General features: G+C 64.1%; 12 protein-coding genes, 3 rRNA genes and 1 pseudogene. 10 read left to right on the top strand and 6 right to left on the bottom strand.

The genetic code is table 11. From position 1 onward, the window contains the following. Positions 1-3 precede the first annotated feature (3 nt). From ACFQDH_RS00240 to ACFQDH_RS00230, 3 genes are all read left to right on the top strand, one after another. Positions 4-1,479: a mannitol dehydrogenase family protein gene (locus ACFQDH_RS00240; RefSeq protein ID WP_382397368.1), complete on the top strand. Its 1,476-nt coding sequence runs from the start codon at positions 4-6 to the stop codon at positions 1,477-1,479. A gap of 120 nt (positions 1,480-1,599) precedes the next feature. Then, complete coding sequence (locus ACFQDH_RS00235) at positions 1,600-2,526, top strand: Bax inhibitor-1/YccA family protein (protein WP_382397366.1); 927 nt, start codon at positions 1,600-1,602, stop codon at positions 2,524-2,526. A 53-nt stretch (positions 2,527-2,579) separates the two neighbouring features. Beyond that, on the top strand, positions 2,580-3,362 hold the full coding sequence (locus ACFQDH_RS00230; protein WP_382397364.1) for an aminoglycoside phosphotransferase: 783 nt from the start codon (positions 2,580-2,582) through the stop codon (positions 3,360-3,362). A gap of 10 nt (positions 3,363-3,372) precedes the next feature. Here the strand turns inward: ACFQDH_RS00230 and ACFQDH_RS00225 are convergent, their stop codons facing one another. Continuing rightward, the gene (locus tag ACFQDH_RS00225; protein WP_382397362.1) at positions 3,373-3,651 is read right to left on the bottom strand and encodes a hypothetical protein; all 279 of its coding nucleotides are present in this window, start codon (positions 3,649-3,651) and stop codon (positions 3,373-3,375) included. A gap of 98 nt (positions 3,652-3,749) precedes the next feature. Here ACFQDH_RS00225 and ACFQDH_RS00220 point away from each other — a divergent pair, with 98 nt between their 5' ends. Then, positions 3,750-5,741 (top strand): OPT family oligopeptide transporter, encoded by a 1,992-nt coding sequence (locus ACFQDH_RS00220; RefSeq protein WP_382397360.1) that lies wholly within the window; start codon positions 3,750-3,752, stop codon positions 5,739-5,741. Between the two features lie 86 nt (positions 5,742-5,827). Here ACFQDH_RS00220 and ACFQDH_RS00215 read toward each other — a convergent pair whose 3' ends face one another. The 3 genes from ACFQDH_RS00215 to ACFQDH_RS00205 all read right to left on the bottom strand — a co-directional run bounded on the left by ACFQDH_RS00215 (position 5,828) and on the right by ACFQDH_RS00205 (position 8,707). Further along, a complete protein-coding gene (locus ACFQDH_RS00215; RefSeq protein WP_382397358.1) occupies positions 5,828-7,051 on the bottom strand; it encodes an acetyl-CoA C-acetyltransferase in 1,224 nt (407 codons plus the stop codon). Between the two features lie 110 nt (positions 7,052-7,161). Beyond that, the gene (locus ACFQDH_RS00210) at positions 7,162-7,575 is read right to left on the bottom strand and encodes an HIT family protein (protein ID WP_382397356.1); all 414 of its coding nucleotides are present in this window, start codon (positions 7,573-7,575) and stop codon (positions 7,162-7,164) included. Positions 7,576-7,615: 40 nt separating this feature from the next. Then, complete coding sequence (locus ACFQDH_RS00205) at positions 7,616-8,707, bottom strand: SGNH/GDSL hydrolase family protein (RefSeq protein WP_382397354.1); 1,092 nt, start codon at positions 8,705-8,707, stop codon at positions 7,616-7,618. 155 nt (positions 8,708-8,862) lie between these two features. Between ACFQDH_RS00205 and ACFQDH_RS00200 the strand changes: the two genes are divergently transcribed. The 5 genes and pseudogenes from ACFQDH_RS00200 to lysX all read left to right on the top strand — a co-directional run bounded on the left by ACFQDH_RS00200 (position 8,863) and on the right by lysX (position 19,609). After that, on the top strand, positions 8,863-10,242 hold the full coding sequence (locus ACFQDH_RS00200) for a cystathionine beta-synthase (protein ID WP_382397352.1): 1,380 nt from the start codon (positions 8,863-8,865) through the stop codon (positions 10,240-10,242). Positions 10,243-10,752: 510 nt separating this feature from the next. Continuing rightward, positions 10,753-12,274, top strand: a 16S ribosomal RNA gene (locus ACFQDH_RS00195). A gap of 380 nt (positions 12,275-12,654) precedes the next feature. Then, positions 12,655-15,785 (top strand): 23S ribosomal RNA (locus tag ACFQDH_RS00190). Positions 15,786-15,915: 130 nt separating this feature from the next. Further along, a 5S ribosomal RNA gene (rrf, locus tag ACFQDH_RS00185) occupies positions 15,916-16,033 on the top strand. Together the 16S, 23S and 5S rRNA genes form the textbook arrangement of a ribosomal RNA operon. 154 nt (positions 16,034-16,187) lie before the next feature. After that, positions 16,188-19,609: pseudogene (gene lysX, locus ACFQDH_RS00180) on the top strand (bifunctional lysylphosphatidylglycerol synthetase/lysine--tRNA ligase LysX). 4 nt (positions 19,610-19,613) lie between these two features. Here lysX and ACFQDH_RS00175 read toward each other — a convergent pair. Beyond that, entirely contained in the window at positions 19,614-20,084 is a 471-nt protein-coding gene (locus ACFQDH_RS00175; protein ID WP_382397350.1) for a phosphoribosyltransferase, read from the bottom strand. Positions 20,085-20,252: 168 nt separating this feature from the next. Between ACFQDH_RS00175 and ACFQDH_RS00170 the strand changes: the two genes are divergently transcribed. Further along, on the top strand, positions 20,253-21,155 hold the full coding sequence (locus ACFQDH_RS00170; protein ID WP_382397348.1) for an amidohydrolase family protein: 903 nt from the start codon (positions 20,253-20,255) through the stop codon (positions 21,153-21,155). Here ACFQDH_RS00170 and ACFQDH_RS00165 read toward each other — a convergent pair. Next, positions 21,130-21,975 carry a YyaL domain-containing protein gene (locus ACFQDH_RS00165; RefSeq protein WP_382397346.1) on the bottom strand — a complete coding sequence of 282 codons (846 nt, stop codon included), beginning with the start codon at positions 21,973-21,975 and terminating at the stop codon, positions 21,130-21,132. The two genes, ACFQDH_RS00170 and ACFQDH_RS00165, sit on opposite strands and share 26 nt — an antisense overlap. Positions 21,976-21,987 lie beyond the last annotated feature (12 nt).

Genomic DNA, 21,987 nt, shown 5'->3' with positions numbered 1-21,987 from the left:
GGCGTGCAACGGCTCGCTCTGAGCACACTGCCAACGGCGTCGACCGACGTCGTCACGCTGCCCGCAGTCGATCCACGAAATCTGTCAACTGGCTTGGTACACCTCGGGATCGGGGCATTTCACCGAGCGCATCAAGCGGTCTACACCGAGTTGGCGAGTGCGGCCACCGGCGATGACCGGTGGGGCATCTTCGCGGTCACCGGGCGGTCCGCGAACGTCGTCGAACAACTGGCGCCGCAGGACGGGCTGTATGGCGTGCTGACCAAGTCGGTCGAGCGCTCCACGCTGCACGTGGTCGGAGCCGTTCGCGAAGTCATCAGCGGCGGGGCCGACCAGAGGTCGGCGCTGGCCGCCATCGCGTCACCCGACGTGCGCGTGGTGACCCTGACAATCACCGAGAAGGGCTACCCCCGCACACCGGACGGTGGTCTGGCGCTCGGCACAGCGGCGGTCACCGCGGACGTCGCCGCGGTCCGGGCTGCGCTCGCGGGCACCGGCGTCCCGGGTCCCACGGGCTCGTCGGTCGGGTTGCTCGCGACTGGGCTGGCAGCCAGGTTCTCGGCGGCGGCCGATCCGATCAGTGTCGTCAGCTGCGACAACCTGCCGGGCAATGGGACCCAACTCGGTCGGCTCGTCCGCGAACTCGCTGACGCCGCGGGAGACGACGATTTCGCCGGCTGGCTCCGCCAGGACGTGACTTTCCCCTCGACGATGGTCGACCGCATCGTCCCGGCAACGACCGATCAGGATCGGGCCGAAGCGGCCGAGTTGCTCCGGTTGTATGACGCAGGCCTGGTCGTCGCCGAGCCTTTCGGGCAGTGGGTCATCGAGGACCGCTTCGCCGCAGATCGGCCGGCCTGGGAGCAGGCGGGAGCCACGCTCGCAACGGAGGTGGCGCCATACGAGAAGGCAAAGTTGCGGATGCTCAACGGGACCCACTCGTTACTCGCCTACCTCGGAGCGCTGCACGGGCACCGGACGATCGCCGACGCGATCGCCGACGAGCGGTTGTATGACGCCGCGCGCGGTCTGCAGCGCGAAGATGCGATCCCGACCCTCGAGGCGCCGCCGGGAGTGGACCTCGAGGCGTATGGCGAGCAGGTCCTGGCCCGCTTCGGCAATCCGTACCTGCGGCATACGACCGTGCAGGTCGCGATGGATGGTTCGCAGAAGTTGCCGATCCGACTGCTCGACACGGCCAAGGACCGCCTGCGGGCGGGTGCGACACCGCATCATTGCGCACTGGCGGTCGCGGCCTGGATCGTCTACGTCTCTCGTGGCCGAGACACCCACGGTCACGAGTTGCCGCTGAACGATCCGCTCGCGTCCGTCCTGCGGGATCGGGCCGCCGGGTCCGAGGAGGGTCTGGTGGACCGGATGCTCGGGGTCCGCGAGATCTTCGACGACGAGATCGCCGGGCAGGACGCGTTCCGGGACGCCGTGCGAGATGCGGCGGCGTCCCTGCAGCGAATGCGCTGACGCGTCCGGAACACCGGGTGCGGCCGTCGACGTTGACAAATATGTGGCGCATCCCCCTGTCCCATAGACTGCGGTCAGGCAACATCCGTCACAGCCGTTCGACAAAGGTTAGGGACTGACATGGCATCAAACCCGGTGTTCAACCGGTTCAACGACGACCTGTCCAAGGGTCGCGTGTCCGGGGCGCAGCCGCAGTACGGCCAGTTCAGCAGCCCCGAGCAGCAGCAGCAGGCCCGTTACGGCCAGCAGGGCGGCTACCCCGGCGCTCCCCAGCAGGGCGGCTACCCCGGTTTCCAGCAGGGTTACCCGCAGCAGCCGGCTCCCGACCTGGAGAAGGCGTATGACGCGCCGTCCGCCACCGCGACACAGTCCGGTCGGATGACGCTGGACGACGTCGTCACCAAGACCCTCGGTCTGTTCGGGATCCTGCTGGTCTTCGCAGCCATCGGTTGGTTCGTCGGCAAGGAGAACCAAGGCGCCGGTATGGCGCTGTGGCTCGGCGGCATGATCGTCGGCCTCGTCATCGGCTTCGTGATCTCCTTCAAGCGGGTCATCTCCGTCCCGCTGATCCTGCTGTATGCCGTCTGCGAAGGACTCTTCGTCGGAGCGGCCAGCGGCTTCTTCAACCGGGTCTACCCGGGCGTCGTCGCCGAGGCCGTGCTGGCGACACTGTGCGTCTTCGCCGGCATGTTCGCTGGCTGGAAGTTCGGCCTGATCCGCGTCACCGAGCGCTCCCGCAAGATCTTCGGCATGATGGCGATGGGCTACTTCCTCTTCGCCCTGGTCAACGTCGCACTGGTCTGGACCGGCGTGGTTCACAACCCGTTCGGCGTCGGCGGCAACGGCCCGCTCGGCATCATCATCAGCGTGATCGCGGTCGGTCTCGCGTCATACTCGCTCGCCGTCGACTTCGACTCGATCCAGCGCGGTGTCGAGGCGCGACTGCCGGAGAAGTATTCCTGGCTGATGGCGCACGGCCTGCTGGTCACGGTCGTGTGGCTCTACATCGAGCTGCTGCGTCTCTTCGCCCGCATCCAGAGCCGATAACCCTGGCTGCCAACAGCACCACACAGGTCGAGCACACCTTCCCTTCGGAGCGTGTGCTCGACCTCTTTGCTGTGCCCGGTGACCTGCACCGGCTACCCGGTGGGCAAGGACAGAGTGTGCTGGCCGGTGACCTGGTGCTCAGCCCGGGCCGAGACCACGGGATCGCCGACCAGCTCAATCCACGCCTGGCGCGTATGGCGGTCGAGCTGGACACCCGCTCCCGGCGGGACCTTCGCATCGCGATGCCGATCCCCGCTCGCGACGGGACCTGGGTCGTCGACGGCTGGACCGCGAGCCGCTACGAGCCCGGCAGCCGTGCCTGCACCGATGCCGCGGTCGTGCGCGCGACCGGCGCGTTGCTGCATGCCGAGTTCGCGCAGGCTTTCGCGCGGTGGCCGCTCGCGATGCAGCCGCCGCGTAGCCGGTGGGACCGTGCCGAGCGCATCGCGTTCGGAGACCAGGCACTCGATCCCGGTGAATTGAGCGACGCACAAACGACATTCGCGCGTGAGCTGCTCGATCGGTGCAACACAGAGCCGTTCGGCGACGACCAACTCGTCCACGGTGACCTGGCTGGCAACGTGCTGCTGGACGCCGTCGACGTGCCGGTGGTCATCGACGTCGCGCCCTACTGGCGGCCGGTGCGCTGGGCCGACGCGGTCTGCGTGCTCGACCTGGTGATGTGGTCGGGCGCGGATCCGATGCTGCTGCACGACTGGTCGGGCGGCTCGCTGCAGGCGATCTTGCGTGCGGCGCTGTTCCGCCTGCTGTCCGACCTCGAGCCGGACGCGGAGCACGTCGACCTCTACCGAGTGGCGCTCGCGCCACTGCTCTGAGCGCGCCGCCTCAGGGGAGTGCCCGGCGCAACTGTGTCAGGCCGTTCAGCGCGTACGACTCGAGCCCGACCCGGCAGGCGTCATACACCATCACCGTGAGTTGGTCGGCGAGCGCCGCCTCCCCGAGATCGGGTATGGCGAGGGCCGCCAGCCCCAACTGAGCACGTGTCCGGTCGGCCAGATCCTGCGCGAGTTCCCGCACCAGCCCTGCGTTTTCGTGTGCCGTGTCCGCGGGCAGCTGTTGCCACCGTCGGATCACCCGGCGCAGTTCGGTCGTGACGTCGTCCACCGGCACAGCGTATGGCGGTGTGCGACGGCACGATTCGGGGACGGCGCCGGGCGCGTTTAGGGTGGCCAGGTCGAATTTTTCCTCAGGAGGTTCATTTCATGTCCGCTGCGAGTCCCGCGGATCGGTCAGTAGTGCGGGAATTGACCATCCGCGGTGTCGTCATCGGCGGTCTGATCACGCTGGTGTTCACGGCGGCGAACGTCTATCTCGGCCTGAAGGTCGGGCTCACGTTTGCCACCTCGATCCCCGCCGCGGTCATCTCGATGACCGTGCTGCGCTATTTCGCCGACCACTCGGTGGTCGAGAACAACATCGTGCAGACCATCGCCTCGGCGGCGGGCACGTTGTCCGCGATCATCTTCGTGCTGCCCGGCCTGGTGATCGTCGGCTGGTGGCAGGGATTCCCCTACTGGACGACGATGGCTGTCTGCCTCGTCGGTGGCGTCCTCGGGGTCGCCTACTCGATCCCGCTTCGGCGGGCCCTGGTGACCGGCTCCGACCTGCCCTATCCCGAAGGCGTCGCGGGCGCCGAGGTGCTGCGGGTCGGTGACACCACGGAAGGTGCGGACGAGAATCGCCGCGGGATGCGCGTCATCATCGTGGGTTCGCTTGCTGCTGCAGGGTTTTCATTGCTCGCAGCGCTCAAGGTCGCGGCCGGTTCGTTGCAGAAGGTCTTCCATCTCGGCGGTGGCGGCACGATGGTCGGCTCGAGCCTGTCGCTCGCACTCATCGGTGTCGGCCACCTCGTCGGACTCGGCGTCGGCGTCGCCATGGTCGTCGGCCTGCTGATCTCGTTCGGCGTGCTGCTGCCGATCAAGTCCTCCGGTCATCTGCCCTCGCACGGTGACATCACCGATGCGGTGAGCGGAGTCTTCGCGACCGACGTGCGATTCATCGGTGCCGGCGCCATTGGGGTGGCCGCGATCTGGACCCTGCTGAAGATCATCGGCCCGATCATCCGCGGCATCAAGGATTCCATCCTCTCGAGCCGGACCCGGCAGGGTGGTGGCGAGGTCGACGTGACTGAGCGGGACATGCCGATCACTGTTGTCGTGGCGATCGTGTTGCTGTCGCTGATCCCGATCGCGTTGCTGCTGTGGGGCTTCGCGCACGACACGGCTCTGCACGGCAGCCTCGTCGGCATCATCGCGCTCAGTCTGATCTTCGTGCTGGTGATCGGTCTGGTCGTTGCTGCGGTCTGTGGCTACATGGCCGGCCTGATCGGCTCGTCCAACAGCCCGATCTCCGGCGTCGGCATCCTGGTCGTCCTCGCGGCGGCCCTGCTTCTCAAGGCGGTGCACGGAGGTGGCAGCGGCGCCCAGACGGAGGCGATGGTCGCCTTCACATTGTTCACGGCGTCCATCGTCTTCGGTGTCGCGACGATCTCCAACGACAACCTGCAGGACCTCAAGACCGGTCAACTCGTCGGCTCCACACCGTGGAAACAGCAGGTAGCACTGGTCATCGGTGTCGTGTTCGGCTCGCTCGTCATACCGCCGATCATGGACCTGATGAACAACAGCTTCGGCTTCCTCGGAGCGCCGGGCGCCGGCAAGAACGCGCTCGCGGCACCGCAGGCCTCGTTGATCTCGTCACTCGCCAAGGGTGTCTTCGGCGGATCGCTCGACTGGGGCCTCATCGGGCTCGGCGCGGCCATCGGCGTCGTCGTGATCATCGTCGACGAGATCCTGGGCAAGACCACGCGCAAGCTCCGGCTGCCGCCGCTCGCCGTCGGGATGGGCATGTACCTGCCGATCTCGCTGACCCTGATGATCCCGATAGGCGCCGTCATCGGCACGCTGTATGACGGCTGGGCCGACCGCAGCACCACGAATCCGCAGCGCGTCAAGCGGCTCGGGGTGCTGGTCGCGACCGGCTTCATCGTCGGCGAGAGCCTCTTCGGCGTGCTGCTCGCAGGAATCGTCGCGGCGACCGGCAAGGAGAGTCCGCTCGCGGTCGTCGGGGACGGCTTCCTGCACACGTCCGAATGGCTCGGAGCGCTCATCTTCGTGGTGCTGATCGGCGGCGTCTACCAGTGGACCCGCAAGATCTCCACCGCCGGAGACGACGTTGCCGAGGTCACGAACTGACCGGGCGTCATGCAAGGATCCGGCCCCGAACCGCTGCTGCGGTCCGGGGCCGGATCTTTATGTCTCAGAACGAGTTACGACGGCCATCAGGAGAGGCGCTCGTAGATGATCGCCATACCCTGGCCGCCTCCGACGCACATGGTCTCCAGGCCGAACGTGCCGTCGGCCTCCTGCAGGCCGTTGAGCAGCGTCGTGGTGATGCGGGCTCCGGTCGAGCCGAACGGGTGGCCCAGGGCGATGGCGCCACCGTGGACGTTCAGCTTGTCGAAGTCCATCCCGAGGTCGTCGGCCGACGGGAGCACCTGGGCGGCGAAGGCCTCGTTGATCTCGTAGAGGTCCAGATCGCCGATCGTCATACCCGCGCGCTTCAGTGCCTGACGGGAAGCCTCCACCGGGCCGAGACCCATGATCTCGGGGGAGAGGGCGGAGACACCGGTCGACACAACGCGGGCCAGCGGGGTCAGCCCGAGCTCCTTGGCCTTGGTGTCGCTCATGACCACCACCGCGGCGGCGCCGTCGTTGAGCGGGCAGCAGTTGCCGGCGGTGACGGTGCCGTTCTCACGGAAGACCGGCTGCAACGCGCTGACCTTCTCCAGTGTGACTCCCGGGCGCGGGCCGTCGTCGGTGCTGACGACGGTGCCGTCGGGCAACGTCACGGGTGCGATCTCACGTGCGAAGAAGCCGTCCGCGATTGCCTTCTCGGCGCGGTTCTGGCTGCTGACGCCCCACTCGTCCTGGCGCTCGCGGCTGATGCCGCGCAGTGTCGCGACGTTCTCGGCGGTCTGGCCCATCGCGATGTAGACGTCCGGCAGGTTGCCGGCCTCGCGCGGGTCCGACCAAGTGGAGTTGTCCTTGGCGGTCTGCTCTGTGCGTGCCTTGGCGTCCGCGAACTTCGGGTTCTGCCAGGTGACGTTGCTGCCGCCGGCGCCGGAGAAGTCGGCATAGCGGGAGACGCACTCGACACCGGCGGAGATGAAGACGTCACCCTCGCCGGCCTTGATCGCGTGCGCGGCCATCCGGGTGGTCTGCACCGAGGACGAGCAGAAGCGGTTGACGGTTGCTCCGGGCAGGTGGTCCCAGCCACCGAGCACTGCCACGACGCGCGCCATGTTGCTGCCGTGCTCGGCCCAGGGCTCGGCGCAGCCGAGGTAGAGGTCCTCGACCAGTGTCGGGTCGAGGTCCGGCACGCGGGCCAGGGCTGCCTGGATGACCTGCACACTCAGGTCGTCGGGGCGAATGTCCTTCAGGGAACCCTTGAAGGCACGACCGATCGGCGTGCGAGCAGTGGAAACGATGACAGCTTCAGGCATGGGTCCTCCGTCGTTGCAGAACGAGCGATGTTACTCACGGGTAATACTTTCGGTGTCGAGTGTATGGCGTGGGCCACAACGGCCCCGCGGCACCTCGTCGGACCGATGGTTCAGTCGCGCAAGAGCTTTGCGGTCTGAGCGATTTCGTCGGGTTCGCCGGGCGCCGGGATCCACGGCAGCTGTAGTGGATCGTCGACATACCGGGGCACGACGTGGATGTGGAAATGGAAAACGGTCTGCCATGCCTCCGAGCCGCAGCAGTTGAGCAGGTTGATGCCGTCGGCCTCGAGCCGCTCCATCGCCCGCCGGGAGACCGTCTGCGCTGACCGGGTGACCGCGGCGAGCTCGTCGGGGTCGATCTCGAGCAGGTCCTTGGTGTGGTTCTTCGGGATCACCAGCGCGTGGCCGCGGGTGCCCGGGTTGACGTCCATGAAGGCGATGGTGCGGTCGTCCTCGTGGATCTTCTCGGCGGGAAGGTCACCCGCCACGATTTTGCAGAAGATGCATTCAGGGTCGGTCGTCATACATCGACTCTAAGCCCGCCCTGTAGGCGCAATGCGGCGGCTAGCGCGACTCGGTCGGGTTGTCCCCGCCGTCGGGCAGTTCGGTCTCGGCCGCGGCCGTCTCCGGGGCTTCGACCGCGTCGGTCTCGGCCGCCTTGACGTCCTCGTCCGGGAGAGGCAACGGATGCCGGTGCCGGCGGAGCAGGACCGCCCATGGTCCGCGTGCGTTGCGCGCCATACCTTCGACCTCGGTGCCGGTGACCTCGGTGCCCGGGTCGCGCGCGGCTCGCCGGGCGGCGGAGGCTACCGGGCGCACTGCTTCACCACGCAGTCGCTCCGGCCTCCGACCCGTGTCGGGCGACACCTCACCGAGCGCATCCAGCACGCTGGGCAGCAACGCGGACGCGGCCCGTGCGTAACCGGCGGACGACGGATGGAAGCGATCCTTGGAGAACATCACCGCCGGGCTGTCGGAGAACTCGTGGCCCAGCAGATCACCGAGTGACACCGTGCGCCCGCCGAGCTCGACGACGACCCGCGTCTGCGCCGCGGCCAGGTGTCGCGACCAGCGGCGCGCCAGCTGGCGAAGCGGCTGGGGAACCGGCTTGATGACGCCCAGGTCGGGGCAGGTCGCCACGACCACCGGGCTGTCGGCGTCGCGCAGGCGGCGGACGGTCTCCGCGAGGTGTTCGACCGCGTCGGTCTGCGACAGGCGACTGGTGACGTCGTTCGCGCCGACCATGATCAGCGTGACGTCCGGGTGGGGGACGTGTGTCAGGACGGCGTCCAGCTGGCGGCCCAGGTCGGTTGAGGTCGCTCCCACGACGGCGACGTTGCTCAACTGCACCGGCCGGCCGGCGAATGCCGCGGCGGCTGTCGCGATGATCGCGCCGACGGTCTGCGTTGCGGCGTCGGCACCCATGCCCTTGGCGGTGGAGTCGCCCAGGACGACGAACTGGATCGGATCGCCGGGCCCGGCGCCATACACACCATTGTCGTCGGGTGCTCCGTCGAACGGCTGGCCCACGACCCGTCGCGCGATCGCGGCCTCACCCTTGAGCACGCCCCAGCCGCTGAGGAAACCGGCTGCGCTGACACCGGCGGTCCCTGCGGCATATGTCGCCGCCTTGCGAGCCATTGATGCCCGACTCATCGCTGGTTCACCCGCCCTCCGCCGCCGTTGGCCGTGCGCCCGTCTTGATCATTCACGGTCGGGACAATGTTCTCATTCCGGGGCAAACCGCCGCCGCCTGGGTGAGTCGCCGTGACACCGCACCACGGGTATCCGGCATCTGAGACGATCAGTGCATGAAGTTTGCTGAGCACATAGTCGATCTGGTCGGTGGCACTCCGCTCGTGCGGTTGTCGAAAGTCACTGAGGGGATCCAGTGCACCGTCCTGGCCAAGGTCGAATACGTCAACCCCGGCGGGTCCGTCAAGGACCGGATCGCGCTGCGGATGATCGAGGCCGCGGAAGCGTCCGGGGCGCTGCAGCCGGGCGGCACGATCGTCGAGCCCACCTCCGGCAACACCGGCGTCGGCCTCGCGCTGGTCGGTCAGCGCAAGGGCTACAAGTGCATCTTCGTGTGCCCCGACAAAGTCAGCGAGGACAAGCGCAACGTCCTCAAGGCGTATGGCGCGCAGGTCATCGTCACCCCGACGTCCGTCCCGCCGGAGCACCCGGACTCCTACTACAGCGTTTCGGATCGGCTGGCCGCCGAGACCCCCGGTGGCTGGAAGCCGGACCAGTACTCCAACCCCGAAGGTCCCAATTCGCACTATCACTCGACCGGCCCGGAGATCTGGGCGGACACCGACGGTGAGCTCACGTCGTTCGTCGCGGGCATCGGCACCGGCGGCACCATCACCGGCACCGGTCGCTTCCTGCGGGAGATATCCGCGGACCGGGCCGGAGGGCGCGTCAAGATCATCGGCGCCGACCCGGAGGGCTCGGTCTACTCCGGAGGCAGCGGGCGCCCGTATCTGGTCGAGGGAGTCGGCGAGGACATGTGGCCGCGCGCCTACGACCCGGCGGTGGTCGACGATGTGATCGCGGTGACCGACGCCGAATCGTTCGCGATGACCCGCCGGCTTGCTCGCGAGGAGGGCCTGCTCGTCGGCGGCTCCTGCGGTATGGCGGTCGTGGCCGCCCTTCGTCACGCGGCGACGTTGCCTGCCGAGGCGACGGTCGTGGTGCTCTTGCCGGACTCCGGTCGCGGCTATCTGTCGAAGATCTTCGACGACACGTGGATGGGCAGTTATGGCTTCCTGCCCGGGCAGGCGGAGGAGCAGACAGTCGGCAGTGTGCTGGCCGCGAAGGAAGGCTCCATGCCTGCACTGGTCCACACACACCCGAACGAGACGATTCGCGATGCGATCCAGATCCTGCGCGAGTACGACGTATCTCAGATGCCCGTGGTCAATGCCGAACCCCCGGTGATGGCCGGCGAGGTCGCCGGGTCGGTCAGCGAGCGTGAGTTGCTCGACGCCCTGTATGCCGGTCACGCGCATCTCGCGGACCCGGTCGAACGCCACATGGAGGCCGCGTTGCCGATGATCGGCGCCAATGAACGCGTGACCGGCGCCCGGGAGCTGCTGAACAAGCACGATGCGCTGATGGTGGTCCAGGACGGCAAGCCCGTCGGCGTCCTGACCCGCGCCGACCTGCTGAGCCTCTTGGTGGACTGAGTCGGACTCGGGAAGGGTCTCCGCGCTGTCGCACGACGCGGGGACCCGCGAGGTCTCGCCAGGGGCGCAGCGGGGAGCACTTCGAGGGGCGAAAAACCGCGGAATGGCCCCGATTTGGTAGTTCACGCATCGGTGGTCTACTGTTCTTCTTGTCAGCCCAACGGGGCGGCGAACGAAGAGCGAAAGCCCTTCGGGAGTGCCCACGGAAGACTGGCTGATCGGATTTTGAAGCCGCTCAGACAGTCTGCTAGGCTGACAACGTCGCTCGGAGCCAAGTGCGCGAGAGTCGAGATCTTCCAAGATCACCGACTTGCCGCCCAAGAGCCGAGTGGGCACAACCAAGAAAGCACAGTTCTTGTTGATGTGTGGTGCAAGCCGCACGGAGACAGGTGCCTGGTCGTTTTTTGAGAACTCAACAGCGTGTCGAATGATTGATGCCAATTGTTTGTTGGTTTGATCGTTTTTGTAGCATTTTTTGCTCTTGATCGATTTTTGCCAGTTTTGGATTCTTTTTTGGAGAGTTTGATCCTGGCTCAGGACGAACGCTGGCGGCGTGCTTAACACATGCAAGTCGAACGATGATGCTCCAGCTTGCTGGGGTGGATTAGTGGCGAACGGGTGAGTAACACGTGAGTAACCTGCCTTTCACTTTGGGATAAGCCTTGGAAACGGGGTCTAATACCGGGTATACACATATTGTCGCATGGTGGTGTGTGGAAAGCTTTTGTGGTGGAAGATGGACTCGCGGCCTATCAGCTTGATGGTGGGGTAGTGGCCTACCATGGCTTTGACGGGTAGCCGGCCTGAGAGGGTGACCGGCCACACTGGGACTGAGACACGGCCCAGACTCCTACGGGAGGCAGCAGTGGGGAATATTGCACAATGGGCGGAAGCCTGATGCAGCGACGCCGCGTGGGGGATGAAGGCTTTCGGGTCGTAAACTCCTTTCAGCAGGGACGAAGCTTTTGTGACGGTACCTGCAGAAGAAGCACCGGCTAACTACGTGCCAGCAGCCGCGGTAATACGTAGGGTGCGAGCGTTGTCCGGAATTATTGGGCGTAAAGAGCTTGTAGGCGGTTTGTCGCGTCTGCCGTGAAAGCCCAGGGCTTAACCCTGGGTCTGCGGTGGGTACGGGCAGACTAGAGTGTGGTAGGGGAGACTGGAATTCCTGGTGTAGCGGTGAAATGCGCAGATATCAGGAGGAACACCGATGGCGAAGGCAGGTCTCTGGGCCACTACTGACGCTGAGAAGCGAAAGCATGGGGAGCAAACAGGATTAGATACCCTGGTAGTCCATGCCGTAAACGTTGGGAACTAGGTGTGGGCCTCATTCCACGAGGTCCGTGCCGTAGCTAACGCATTAAGTTCCCCGCCTGGGGAGTACGGCCGCAAGGCTAAAACTCAAAGGAATTGACGGGGGCCCGCACAAGCGGCGGAGCATGCGGATTAATTCGATGCAACGCGAAGAACCTTACCAAGGCTTGACATACACCGGAATGTGCCAGAGATGGTGCAGCCTTCGGGCTGGTGTACAGGTGGTGCATGGTTGTCGTCAGCTCGTGTCGTGAGATGTTGGGTTAAGTCCCGCAACGAGCGCAACCCTCGTTCCATGTTGCCAGCACGTAATGGTGGGGACTCATGGGAGACTGCCGGGGTCAACTCGGAGGAAGGTGGGGATGACGTCAAATCATCATGCCCCTTATGTCTTGGGCTTCACGCATGCTACAATGGCTGGTACAGAGGGTTGCGATACCGTGAGGTGGAGCGAATCCCTTAAAACTGGTCTCAGTTCGGATTGGGGTCTGCAACTCGACCCCATGAAGTTGGAGTCGCTAGTAATCGCAGATCAGCAACGCTGCGGTGAATACGTTCCCGGGCCTTGTACACACCGCCCGTCAAGTCACGAAAGTCGGTAACACCCGAAGCCGGTGGCCCAACCCTTGTGGGGGAGCCGTCGAAGGTGGGATTGGCGATTGGGACTAAGTCGTAACAAGGTAGCCGTACCGGAAGGTGCGGCTGGATCACCTCCTTTCTAAGGAGCATTAACACTCTTCATCACCGACTGTGTGGTGGGGTGGCTCATGGGTGGAATCATCAATCATAATGCTTGGCACATGTGTGTTGGGCCGGCGGAGTACGAGCAGTGCCTCTTTTTGGGGTGGTGTTGTGGAAATGTTGGTTGAGCGTGGGTGTGTGGGGTGTCGACACGTTGTTGGGTCCTGAGGAAACGACTCTTTTTCCGCCGTCGATCGAGTGATCGTGTTGGTGGTGGGGAAGGTGGGTTGGTTTTCTTGGTGCTGCCCGTCATTGCAGGCCCGTGTGTGGTTTGTGGTGGTGGTGTTGGTGTGTTGTTTGAGAATTGTATAGTGGACGCGAGCATCTTTGTAGTTTTTAAGAATTTTACTGGTTTTTGTGTAAGTTTTTAAGGGCGCATGGTGGATGCCTTGGCATCAGGAACCGATGAAGGACGTAGTAATCTGCGATAAGCCTCGGGGAGCCGATAAACGGGCTGTGATCCGAGGGTTTCCGAATGGGGGAACCCCGCACCAGTTATGTGGTGTGACCCGTATCTGAATACATAGGGTACGTGGAGGGAACGTGGGGAAGTGAAACATCTCAGTACCCACAGGAAGAGAAAACAAAAGTGATTCCGTGAGTAGTGGCGAGCGAAAGCGGATCAGGCTAAACCATGGTTGTGTGATACCTGTCAGGGGTTGCAGTCATGGGGTTGTGGGATTTTGTCGTACCGTGTCTGACAGTGCGGTGGCGTGATGGTGTGCGTGTAGTCGAATCAGTGGTGAGTGCTGAACCGTAGAGGGTGGGAGTCCCGTAGGCGAAATGCGTAACACGGCGTTTGATGGAACACCCAAGTAGCACGGGGCTCGAGAAATCTCGTGTGAATCTGCCAGGACCACCTGGTAAGCCTAAATATTCCCTGATGACCGATAGCGGACTAGTACCGTGAGGGAAAGGTGAAAAGTACCCCGGGAGGGGAGTGAAATAGTACCTGAAACCATGCGCTTACAATCCGTCAGAGCTGGCCTGTGGGCTGGTGATGGCGTGCCTTTTGAAGAATGAGCCTGCGAGTTAGTGCTCAGTGGCGAGGTTAACCCGTGTGGGGAAGCCGTAGCGAAAGCGAGTCCGAATAGGGCGTCAGAGTCGCTGGGTCTAGACCCGAAGCGGAGTGATCTACCCATGGCCAGGTTGAAGCGACGGTAAGACGTCGTGGAGGACCGAACCCACTTAGGTTGAAAACTGAGGGGATGAGCTGTGGGTAGGGGTGAAAGGCCAATCAAACTCCGTGATAGCTGGTTCTCCCCGAAATGCATTTAGGTGCAGCGTTGCGTGTTTCTTGCCGGAGGTAGAGCTACTGGATGGCTGATGGGCCTCACCAGGTTACTGACGTCAGCCAAACTCCGAATGCCGGTAAGTGAAGCGTGGCAGTGAGACTGCGGGGGATAAGCTTCGTAGTCGAGAGGGAAACAGCCCAGATCACCAGCTAAGGTCCCTAAGCGTGTGCTAAGTGGAAAAGGATGTGGAGTTGCTGTGACAACCAGGAGGTTGGCTTAGAAGCAGCCACCCTTTAAAGAGTGCGTAATAGCTCACTGGTCAAGTGATTCCGCGCCGACAATGTAGCGGGGCTCAAGCACACCACCGAAGCTGTGGCAATCGCACAATACCCTAGCAAGAGCCTTCGGGTTGTTGTTCAGGGGTGTGGTTGGGTAGGGGAGCGTCGTGTCACCAGCGAAGCGGCGGCGTGAGCCAGTCGTGGAGGTGACACGAGTGAGAATGCAGGCATGAGTAGCGAATGACGGGCGAGAAACCCGTCCGCCGAATAACCAAGGGTTCCAGGGTCAAGCTAATCTGCCCTGGGTAAGTCGGGACCTAAGGCGAGGCCGACAGGCGTAGTCGATGGACATCCGGTTGATATTCCGGAACCGGCGAAGGACCGCCCATATTGAATCAGGGGATGCTAACCACCCGAACCACCGTGACTGTCAGCCTTCGGGTTGATGGCGTGTGTGGGGAGCGTGGGACCCTATCTTGTAGTAGATAAGCGATGGAGTGACGCAGGAAGGTAGCCTCCGCGGGGCGATGGTTGTCCCCGTCCAAGCGTGCGAGCCGACTGGTAGGTAAATCCGCTGGTCATGAGGCTGAGGCGTGATGGTGACCACGTAATGTGGGAAGTAGGGTGATCCTATGCTGCCAAGAAAAACTTCTAGCGAGGTTCGAGCCGCCCGTACCCCAAACCGACTCAGGTGGTTAGGTAGAGAATACCAAGGCGATCGAGTGAATCATGGTTAAGGAATTCGGCAAAATGCCCCCGTAACTTCGGGAGAAGGGGGCCCACTGCCCTGAGACTCTTTACGGGTTAGGGGTGGGGGCCGCAGAGACCAGGGAGAAGCGACTGTTTACTAAAAACACAGGTCCGTGCGAAGAAGTAATTCGATGTATACGGACTGACGCCTGCCCGGTGCTGGAACGTTAAGGGGACCGGTTAATCCACTTGTGGGTGAAGCTGAGAACTTAAGCGCCAGTAAACGGCGGTGGTAACTATAACCATCCTAAGGTAGCGAAATTCCTTGTCGGGTAAGTTCCGACCTGCACGAATGGCGTAACGACTTCTCCACTGTCTCAACCATGAACTCGGCGAAATTGCATTACGAGTAAAGATGCTCGTTACGCGCAGCAGGACGGAAAGACCCCGGGACCTTTACTACAGCTTGGTATTGGTGTTCGGTGCGGCTTGTGTAGGATAGGTGGGAGACTGTGAAGCGCACGCGCCAGCGTGTGTGGAGTCATTGTTGAAATACCACTCTGGTCGTTCTGGGCTCCTAACTTCGGACCATGATCTGGTTCAGGGACAGTGCCTGGTGGGTAGTTTAACTGGGGCGGTTGCCTCCCAAAGGGTAACGGAGGCGCCCAAAGGTTCCCTCAGCCTGGTTGGTAATCAGGTTTTGAGTGTAAGTGCACAAGGGAGCTTGACTGTGAGACAGACATGTCGAGCAGAGACGAAAGTCGGGACTAGTGACCCGACGGTGGCTTGTGGAAGCGCCGTCGCTCAACGGATAAAAGGTACCCCGGGGATAACAGGCTGATCTTGCCCAAGAGCTCATATCGACGGCATGGTTTGGCACCTCGATGTCGGCTCGTCGCATCCTGGGGCTGGAGTAGGTCCCAAGGGTTGGGCTGTTCGCCCATTAAAGCGGTACGCGAGCTGGGTTTAGAACGTCGTGAGACAGTTCGGTCCCTATCCGCTGCGCGCGTAGGAAACTTGAGAAGACCTGTCCCTAGTACGAGAGGACCGGGATGGACGAACCACTGGTGTGTCAGTTGTACTGCCAAGTGCACCGCTGATTAGCTACGTTCGGAAGTGATAACCGCTGAAAGCATCTAAGCGGGAAGCACGCTTCAAGATGAGGTTTCCAACAGGGGTCAACCCTGGTGAGGCTCCCAGCTAGACTACTGGGTTGATAGGCCGGATGTGGAAGCACAGTAATGTGTGGAGCTGACCGGTACTAATAAGCCGATAACTTACCTCAACTTTTTCTTAGAACCCGCAAGGGTACGCGTCCACTATACGATTCTGAAACAACACCCACACAGTGCGGCACAACCCCCACCTGCGGGTGGGTTTGTGAAGTGAATATGTGTGACCTTGTTTCACAGGGTTACGGCGGTTATAGCGAAGTGGGAAACGCCCGGTAACATCCCGAACCCGGAAGCTAAGCCCTTCAGCGCCGATGGTACTGCACTCGGTAGGGTGTGGGAGAGTAGGACACCGCCGAACAATCATTCAATGTGGCCCCGCCTGATTCAGGCGGGGCCACATTTTTGTTCCTGCAGTTGACTGAGAGCCGACTGAGCAGCCCACCGGATTCTCAGCTTCTCGACTGTAGGATCGGCCCGACGTTGGAAAGTCGTGCGATGTGGAAGGAGCATGAGTGATCGGCAGCGTGGCTCGGGTGCCGAAAGTGCTGAGAGGCTCCTTCAACCCCTATGGCGGACCATCCGTGCGGCAGCGGGCACACCTCCCGTGGCGCGAACACGTCGCACGCTGGATCGGCCGAACCTTCATGTTCGCCGCGGTCGTCTCGCTGCTGAGTGTCGCCCTGCACGGCAATATCGTTGTCTCGATCATCGAGGACGTTCTCGGCCTGGTGAACGTCCCCGCGGAGCCGAGCCTGTTCATCGTCTGCCTGCTGTTCGTGCTGGCCGGCGCCGTGCGCCGGCGGCTGCGTTTCGGGCACACCATCGTTGTCGCCCTGATGTTTCTGAGCGTGCTCAGCAGCTTCGTGCTGCTGCTGGGGTCGGTGTTTCGACAGGACTGGCTGCAGGACTCGCGGCTGTCCGGTTTCGACCGTGACTATCACTCGTTCGTGACGAGCGTTCCCATCACCGTGATCTCGTTCGTCGTGGGCCTGGCCGTGCTCATTGTTGTCGCTGCAAGCCGCCGTGGGTTCCCGGCGCGCCTCGCTCCCGGAAGCCGGGTCGCGGCGGCGGCAGTGTTGGTGGTCGGTCTGATCCTTTCCTTCCTGGTCACGCTCGCCATATCTATGACCGCTGACAACACGCTGCACGGCACCCGGGAGATCACCCGGTTCGCGGTGCGCTCGACCTTCGGCCTGACTTCCGACGAGACCACGCCCGGGTTGCACGGGCATGTCGGCCATACCTGGGTCTATGGTCTCGCCGGGATCATGTCGACGATCGCGCTGTTGTTGGCCAGCTTGGTCTTCATGCGATCGGGACGGGGGCGACAATTCCAGACCGCGGACGAGGAGCTCGCCATACGCCGGCTGCTGTTGCTGCACGGCGAGAACGACTCGCTCGGCTACTTCGCGACCCGACGGGACAAGAGCGTCGTCTTCTCCGCGGACGGGCAGGCGGCAGTGACCTACCGGAACGAAGGAAGCGTCAGCGTCGCGAGCGCAGACCCGATCGGACGAGCGACGTCGTGGCAGCCCGCCATACAAGCGTGGCTCGAGCAGTGCCGTGAGCTCGGTCTCTATCCGGCGGTGCTGTCCAGCTCCGAGCACGGTTCGCACGAGTATGTCGAAGCAGGACTGAAGGCGTTCGCACTCGGCGACGAGGCGATCATCGATGTCGAGACGTTCTCGCTGCGTGGCCGGTCGATGCGACCGGTCCGCCAGGCTGTCACGCGGTTGCGGCGGGCCGGCTACACCACGCGGGTGCGCCGGCACGCCGAGTTGTCAACCGAAGAGTTGCACGTGATCGAGGGACTGGCCGAAGAGTGGCGCGGCGAGGAGACCGAGCGCGGCTTCTCGATGGCGCTCAATCGGCTGGGCGATCCGGCCGACGGACGGTGCGTCATCATCACCGCGCACGATGCGCAGGGCACCATCCGTGGCTTCCTGTCCTTCGTCCCTTGGGGCGTGCGTGGCGCTTCGCTGGATCTGATGCGCCGCGATCGGGATGCCGAGAACGGCCTCAACGAATATCTCGTCTCGGAGCTGATCGAGGCGGCGCCCGAGCACGGCATACGACGACTGTCGCTGAACTTCGCGGTGTTCCGGGAGGTGTTCAGCAGCGCCGACCAGGTTGGCGCCGGGCCGATCACCAGGTTGAACGACGCGGCGCTTTCGTTCGCGTCGCGTTTCTTCCAACTCGAGACGCTCTACCGGTCCAACGACAAGTACAAGCCGACCTGGGTGCCGCGGCTGCTCTGCTACGACCCCGCACTGACGGTGCCACGCGCCGGGCTGGCGATGGGTATCGCCGAGGGCTTCGTGCCGGTGATAGGCCCCCGTGTGCTGACCGGACCACGTCCGTCCGACGTCCAGCCGCCTCGACCCGAGCCCTGGTTCGTCGATCGGGTCCAGGACCAAGAGAATGCGCTCCTGCTGACCGGTCCTCCCGCAGTCCGCCTGTCCGAGCAGCAGCGGGTTCGGCGCGACAAGCTGGAAGTGCTCGACGAAGTCGGCGTCGACGCCTACCCGGCGGCTGTGCCGCGGACCGAGCGGGCACTGGCCATTGCGCAGCGGTACGCCGACCTGCCCGCGGGCCAAGTCACCGACCACGTCGTCTCCGTCGCCGGGCGGGTCCGCGCATTGCGGGATCTCGGCGGGGTGTCCTTCGCCGTCATACAGGACGAGCGCGAGATGCTGCAGGTGATGGTGACCGCAGCCGACTCGCCGGACAGTGCACGGTGCCTCTGGCGCCGTGCCGTCGACCTCGGCGATCTGGTCAGCGTGACCGGTCCGGTCGCGACCTCACGCACCGGCGAGCTGTCGGTGCTGATGCACTCGTGGGAAATGGCGGCCAAGTGCTTGCGGCCTGTGCCGGGGATCGGCGTCCTCCAGCGTGAGGACACTCGGGCACGCAACCGGTCGCTCGAGCTCATTCTGGATCAACACGCGCGTGAGTTGCTGGTGCAGCGGTCCGCCGCCGTGCGGGCGATGCGGGAGACCTTTCAGGACCAAGGGTTCCTGGAGGTCGAGACGCCGATGTTGCAGCCGGTGCACGGTGGCGCGGCCGCGCGGCCGTTCGCGACACACATCAACGCCTACAACATGGAGCTCTTCCTGCGGATCGCCCCCGAGCTCTACCTGAAGCGACTTGCTGTCGGTGGTATGCAACGGATCTTCGAGATCGGTCGCAACTTCCGCAACGAGGGCGCCGACGCGACCCACAACCCGGAGTTCACTTCGCTGGAGGCGTATGCCGCCTACGGCGACTACACGATGATGCGCGAGCTCACCCGTGAGGTGCTGCTGAATGTCGCCACCGCGGTGCACGGGAAGCCGATTGCGTTGCGACCCAACGGATCCGGTGGGTATGACGACATCGACCTGACGCAGCCCTGGCCGGTGATCACCGTGCACGATGCGGTGTCGACGGCAGCCGGGACGCGCCTCACCTCTGCTTCGGGTCGCGACGAGGTGGCGCAGGTATGCCGGGACCACGGTGTGCCGGTTCGCTCGGATCAGTCGGCCGGCAAGCTGGTCATGGAGTTGTACGAAGCACTCGTCGAGAAGCAGACGACGTTCCCGACGTTCTACTGCGACTTCCCGGTCGAGGTGTCCCCCTCGCGCGTCGGCATCGCAGCGACGACCGGCTGACCGAGCAATGGGACCTCGTGGCGTTCGGTGCCGAATTGGGCACGGCATACAGCGAATTGACCGACCCTGTCGATCAGCGCCAGCGGTTCACGCAGCAGTCGCTTGCGGCGGCAGGCGGTGACGTCGAGGCCATGCAGCTCGACGAGGCGTTCCTCGCCGGGCTGGAGCTGGCAATGCCTCCGACCGGTGGACTTGGGCTGGGCGTCGACCGGGTGGTCATGATGCTGACCGGGCAGAGCATCAAGGCGACCCTTGCATTCCCCTTCGTGCGACCGCAGGCGTGACGCGTCAGCTGATCTCCGGCTGGCTCGACCACGGGAAGTCGATCCACTGAGCGGTGCGTTTCCAGACGTATTCGCACTTCACGACGGAGCGTGACTTCTCGTAGATGACGGCGGACCGCGTCTCCTTGACGTGACCCTCGCAGAACTTGCGGACCAGGTCGAGGGTGCCACCGGTGTCGGCGACGTCGTCGATGATCAGCACCGTCGCGCCCGACAGGTCGACCGGTTGCGGCACCGGCGGAAGCATCACCGGCATCGGCAGCCGTTCGTCGACGCCGGTGTAGAACTCGACGTTGAGCACGTGCACGTTCTTCATGCCGAGCGCGTAGCTGATGGCGCCGGCCGGGATCAGCCCGCCGCGGGCGATGGAGATGATCAGGTCGGGCCGGTAGCCGCTGTCGTGGATGGTCTGCGCCAGCTCGCGGCTCGCGGTGCCGAACAGGTCCCAGGTGAGTACCTCGCGGTCGTGTGTCATAGAAGTCCATTCTGAACAAGCACAGTGAGCTTGGGCTGCGTTGGCATGGCGGCAGCTTGCTGACGCTCTTGCCAGCGCAGGATAAGCCTCATGGGGACATTCAACTCCAGGGGCGCCAGTGGTGTTTCGTTAGGCTTGCGGCATGAGGACTCCTCGACAGGCGTCGACGTGACGACCCCCGGGCCCGCGACCGACGGTGACATCCCGGATTACCTGCGGTCATTGGGGATTCCGGGGCTTGCCGACATACATGTGCACTTCCTGCCGGAGCCGATGCTGCAGAAGGTGTGGGCTTACTTCGACGCCGCCGACCAGAACTACGGCGCTCCGTGGCCGATCACCTACCGGTTTGACGAAGCCACCCGGCTGGCTGTGTTGCGTGGCTTCGGGGTGCGCGCCATCCCGGCGCTGACCTACCCGCACAAACCCGGCATGGCACGGTGGCTCAACGACTGGAACGCGGACTTCGCCAGGCGTGTGCCGGACGCCGTGCACTGCGGGACGCTCTATCCGGAGCCGGATGCCGCAGCGTATGTCGGTGAGGCGCTGGCCTTGGGTGCGCAACTTTTCAAGATGCACGTGCAGGTCGGTGGTTACGCGCCGGACGGCGAGCAGCTGGACGGGGCATGGGAGGTATTGGCGGATGCTGGTGCGCCTGTCGTCATACATGCTGGATCTGCGCCGTTGCCAGGGGAATTCACCGGTTCGGAGCGTATCGCCCGTGTCCTGGCGAAGCACCCTCGATTGACGCTGGTGATCGCGCACGCGGGGATGCCGGAATATCACGAGTTCGCCGATCTGGTGGAGCGTTACGACAACGTGCAGCTGGACACCACGATGGTCGCCACGGACTTCACTGATCGGTTCGCGCCGTTGCCCGACGGGTATGTCGCACGACTCGCTGGGCTGGGGGATCGGGTCGTGCTCGGCTCGGACTTCCCGAACATTCCTTACCCGTATGCGCACCAGCTCGAGGCCTTGGCGAGGCTGGATCTCGGTGATGACTGGATGCGAAAGGTCCTGTGGGACAACGGTGCCCGCTTGCTCAGCGTCCACGCAACTGGTCGATGAGCTCGTCGCGATCGGTGACCGGCGCCTGGCAGACGAAGCCGTGACACACGTAGGCCGCTGAGCGGCCGCCGACCAGGGGGCGATCGGCCAGCAGGGGTGAGGTCGGGGCATCCGGCGCACCGTGGACGATCACGGCGCCCGAGGTGGGTGCGGCCCACGCAGTGCGCGTGAGACCGCGTGACGCGCGGTCCTGTCCGATGACCGCCACCTGCACCGGACCGGCCAGGACCGCTTCGGCCACGGCGAGGCCCCAACCGGCGAATCGTGGTGCCTGCGTGGCGATTTCGCCCATGGACGCAAGTGCCGCCGCTGCGCGGTCGCGGGCTGCCGGATCGCCAGTCAGCGCGCTGAGGGTGAGCAATGCGCCGGCGAGGCTCGAGGTCCCAGAAGGCTCGGCGTTGTCACCGGCACCACGCGGGGTGAAGAACAGCTTCTCTCCGTCGGAAGCGGCATCGTGGAAGCCGCCGGACGGACCAGTGAAGATCTGCTGCGCGGTCGCGAGCAGTTGCTCGCCGGCGGCGAGGTAGCGCTGTTCACCGGTCGCCTGGTGCAGGACGAGCAGCGCCTCCGCGAAGTTGCCGTAATCGTCGGCGACGCCGGGGGCGCCACTGACCCGGCCGCCCAGCGAGGTGCGCCGCAGCCTGCCGTCAACGAGGTGGCGATCGAGCGCGAACTCCGCGGAAGCCATTGCGGCATCGAGCCATTCGGATTCCTGCAGGATCATTGCGGCCTCGGCGAGTGCGCTGATCGCCAGACCGTTCCAGGACGTCACGACCTTCTCGTCGCGATCCGGTTGGGGCCGTCGGGAGCGACGGTCCATGAGCTTGGTCCG

Origin of the sequence: Flexivirga alba (assembly GCF_042661025.1) — a bacterium.
Classification (GTDB): Bacteria; Actinomycetota; Actinomycetes; order Actinomycetales; family Dermatophilaceae; genus Flexivirga; species Flexivirga alba.
The sequence above is the reverse complement of the archived record's forward strand: the minus strand, read 5'-3'. Positions and strand labels throughout refer to the sequence as shown.

Excerpts from the sequence above, each read along its gene's own strand:
- ACFQDH_RS00235 (WP_382397366.1), top strand. The coding sequence starts at position 1,600 with ATGGCATCAAACCCGGTGTTCAACCGGTTCAACGACGACCTGTCCAAG.
- ACFQDH_RS00220 (WP_382397360.1), top strand. The coding sequence starts at position 3,750 with ATGTCCGCTGCGAGTCCCGCGGATCGGTCAGTAGTGCGGGAATTGACC.
- ACFQDH_RS00215 (WP_382397358.1), bottom strand. The coding sequence starts at position 7,051 with ATGCCTGAAGCTGTCATCGTTTCCACTGCTCGCACGCCGATCGGTCGT.
- ACFQDH_RS00210 (WP_382397356.1), bottom strand. The coding sequence starts at position 7,575 with ATGACGACCGACCCTGAATGCATCTTCTGCAAAATCGTGGCGGGTGAC.
- ACFQDH_RS00205 (WP_382397354.1), bottom strand. The coding sequence starts at position 8,707 with ATGAGTCGGGCATCAATGGCTCGCAAGGCGGCGACATATGCCGCAGGG.
- ACFQDH_RS00200 (WP_382397352.1), top strand. The coding sequence starts at position 8,863 with ATGAAGTTTGCTGAGCACATAGTCGATCTGGTCGGTGGCACTCCGCTC.
- ACFQDH_RS00175 (WP_382397350.1), bottom strand. The coding sequence starts at position 20,084 with ATGACACACGACCGCGAGGTACTCACCTGGGACCTGTTCGGCACCGCG.
- ACFQDH_RS00165 (WP_382397346.1), bottom strand. The coding sequence starts at position 21,975 with ATGGACCGTCGCTCCCGACGGCCCCAACCGGATCGCGACGAGAAGGTC.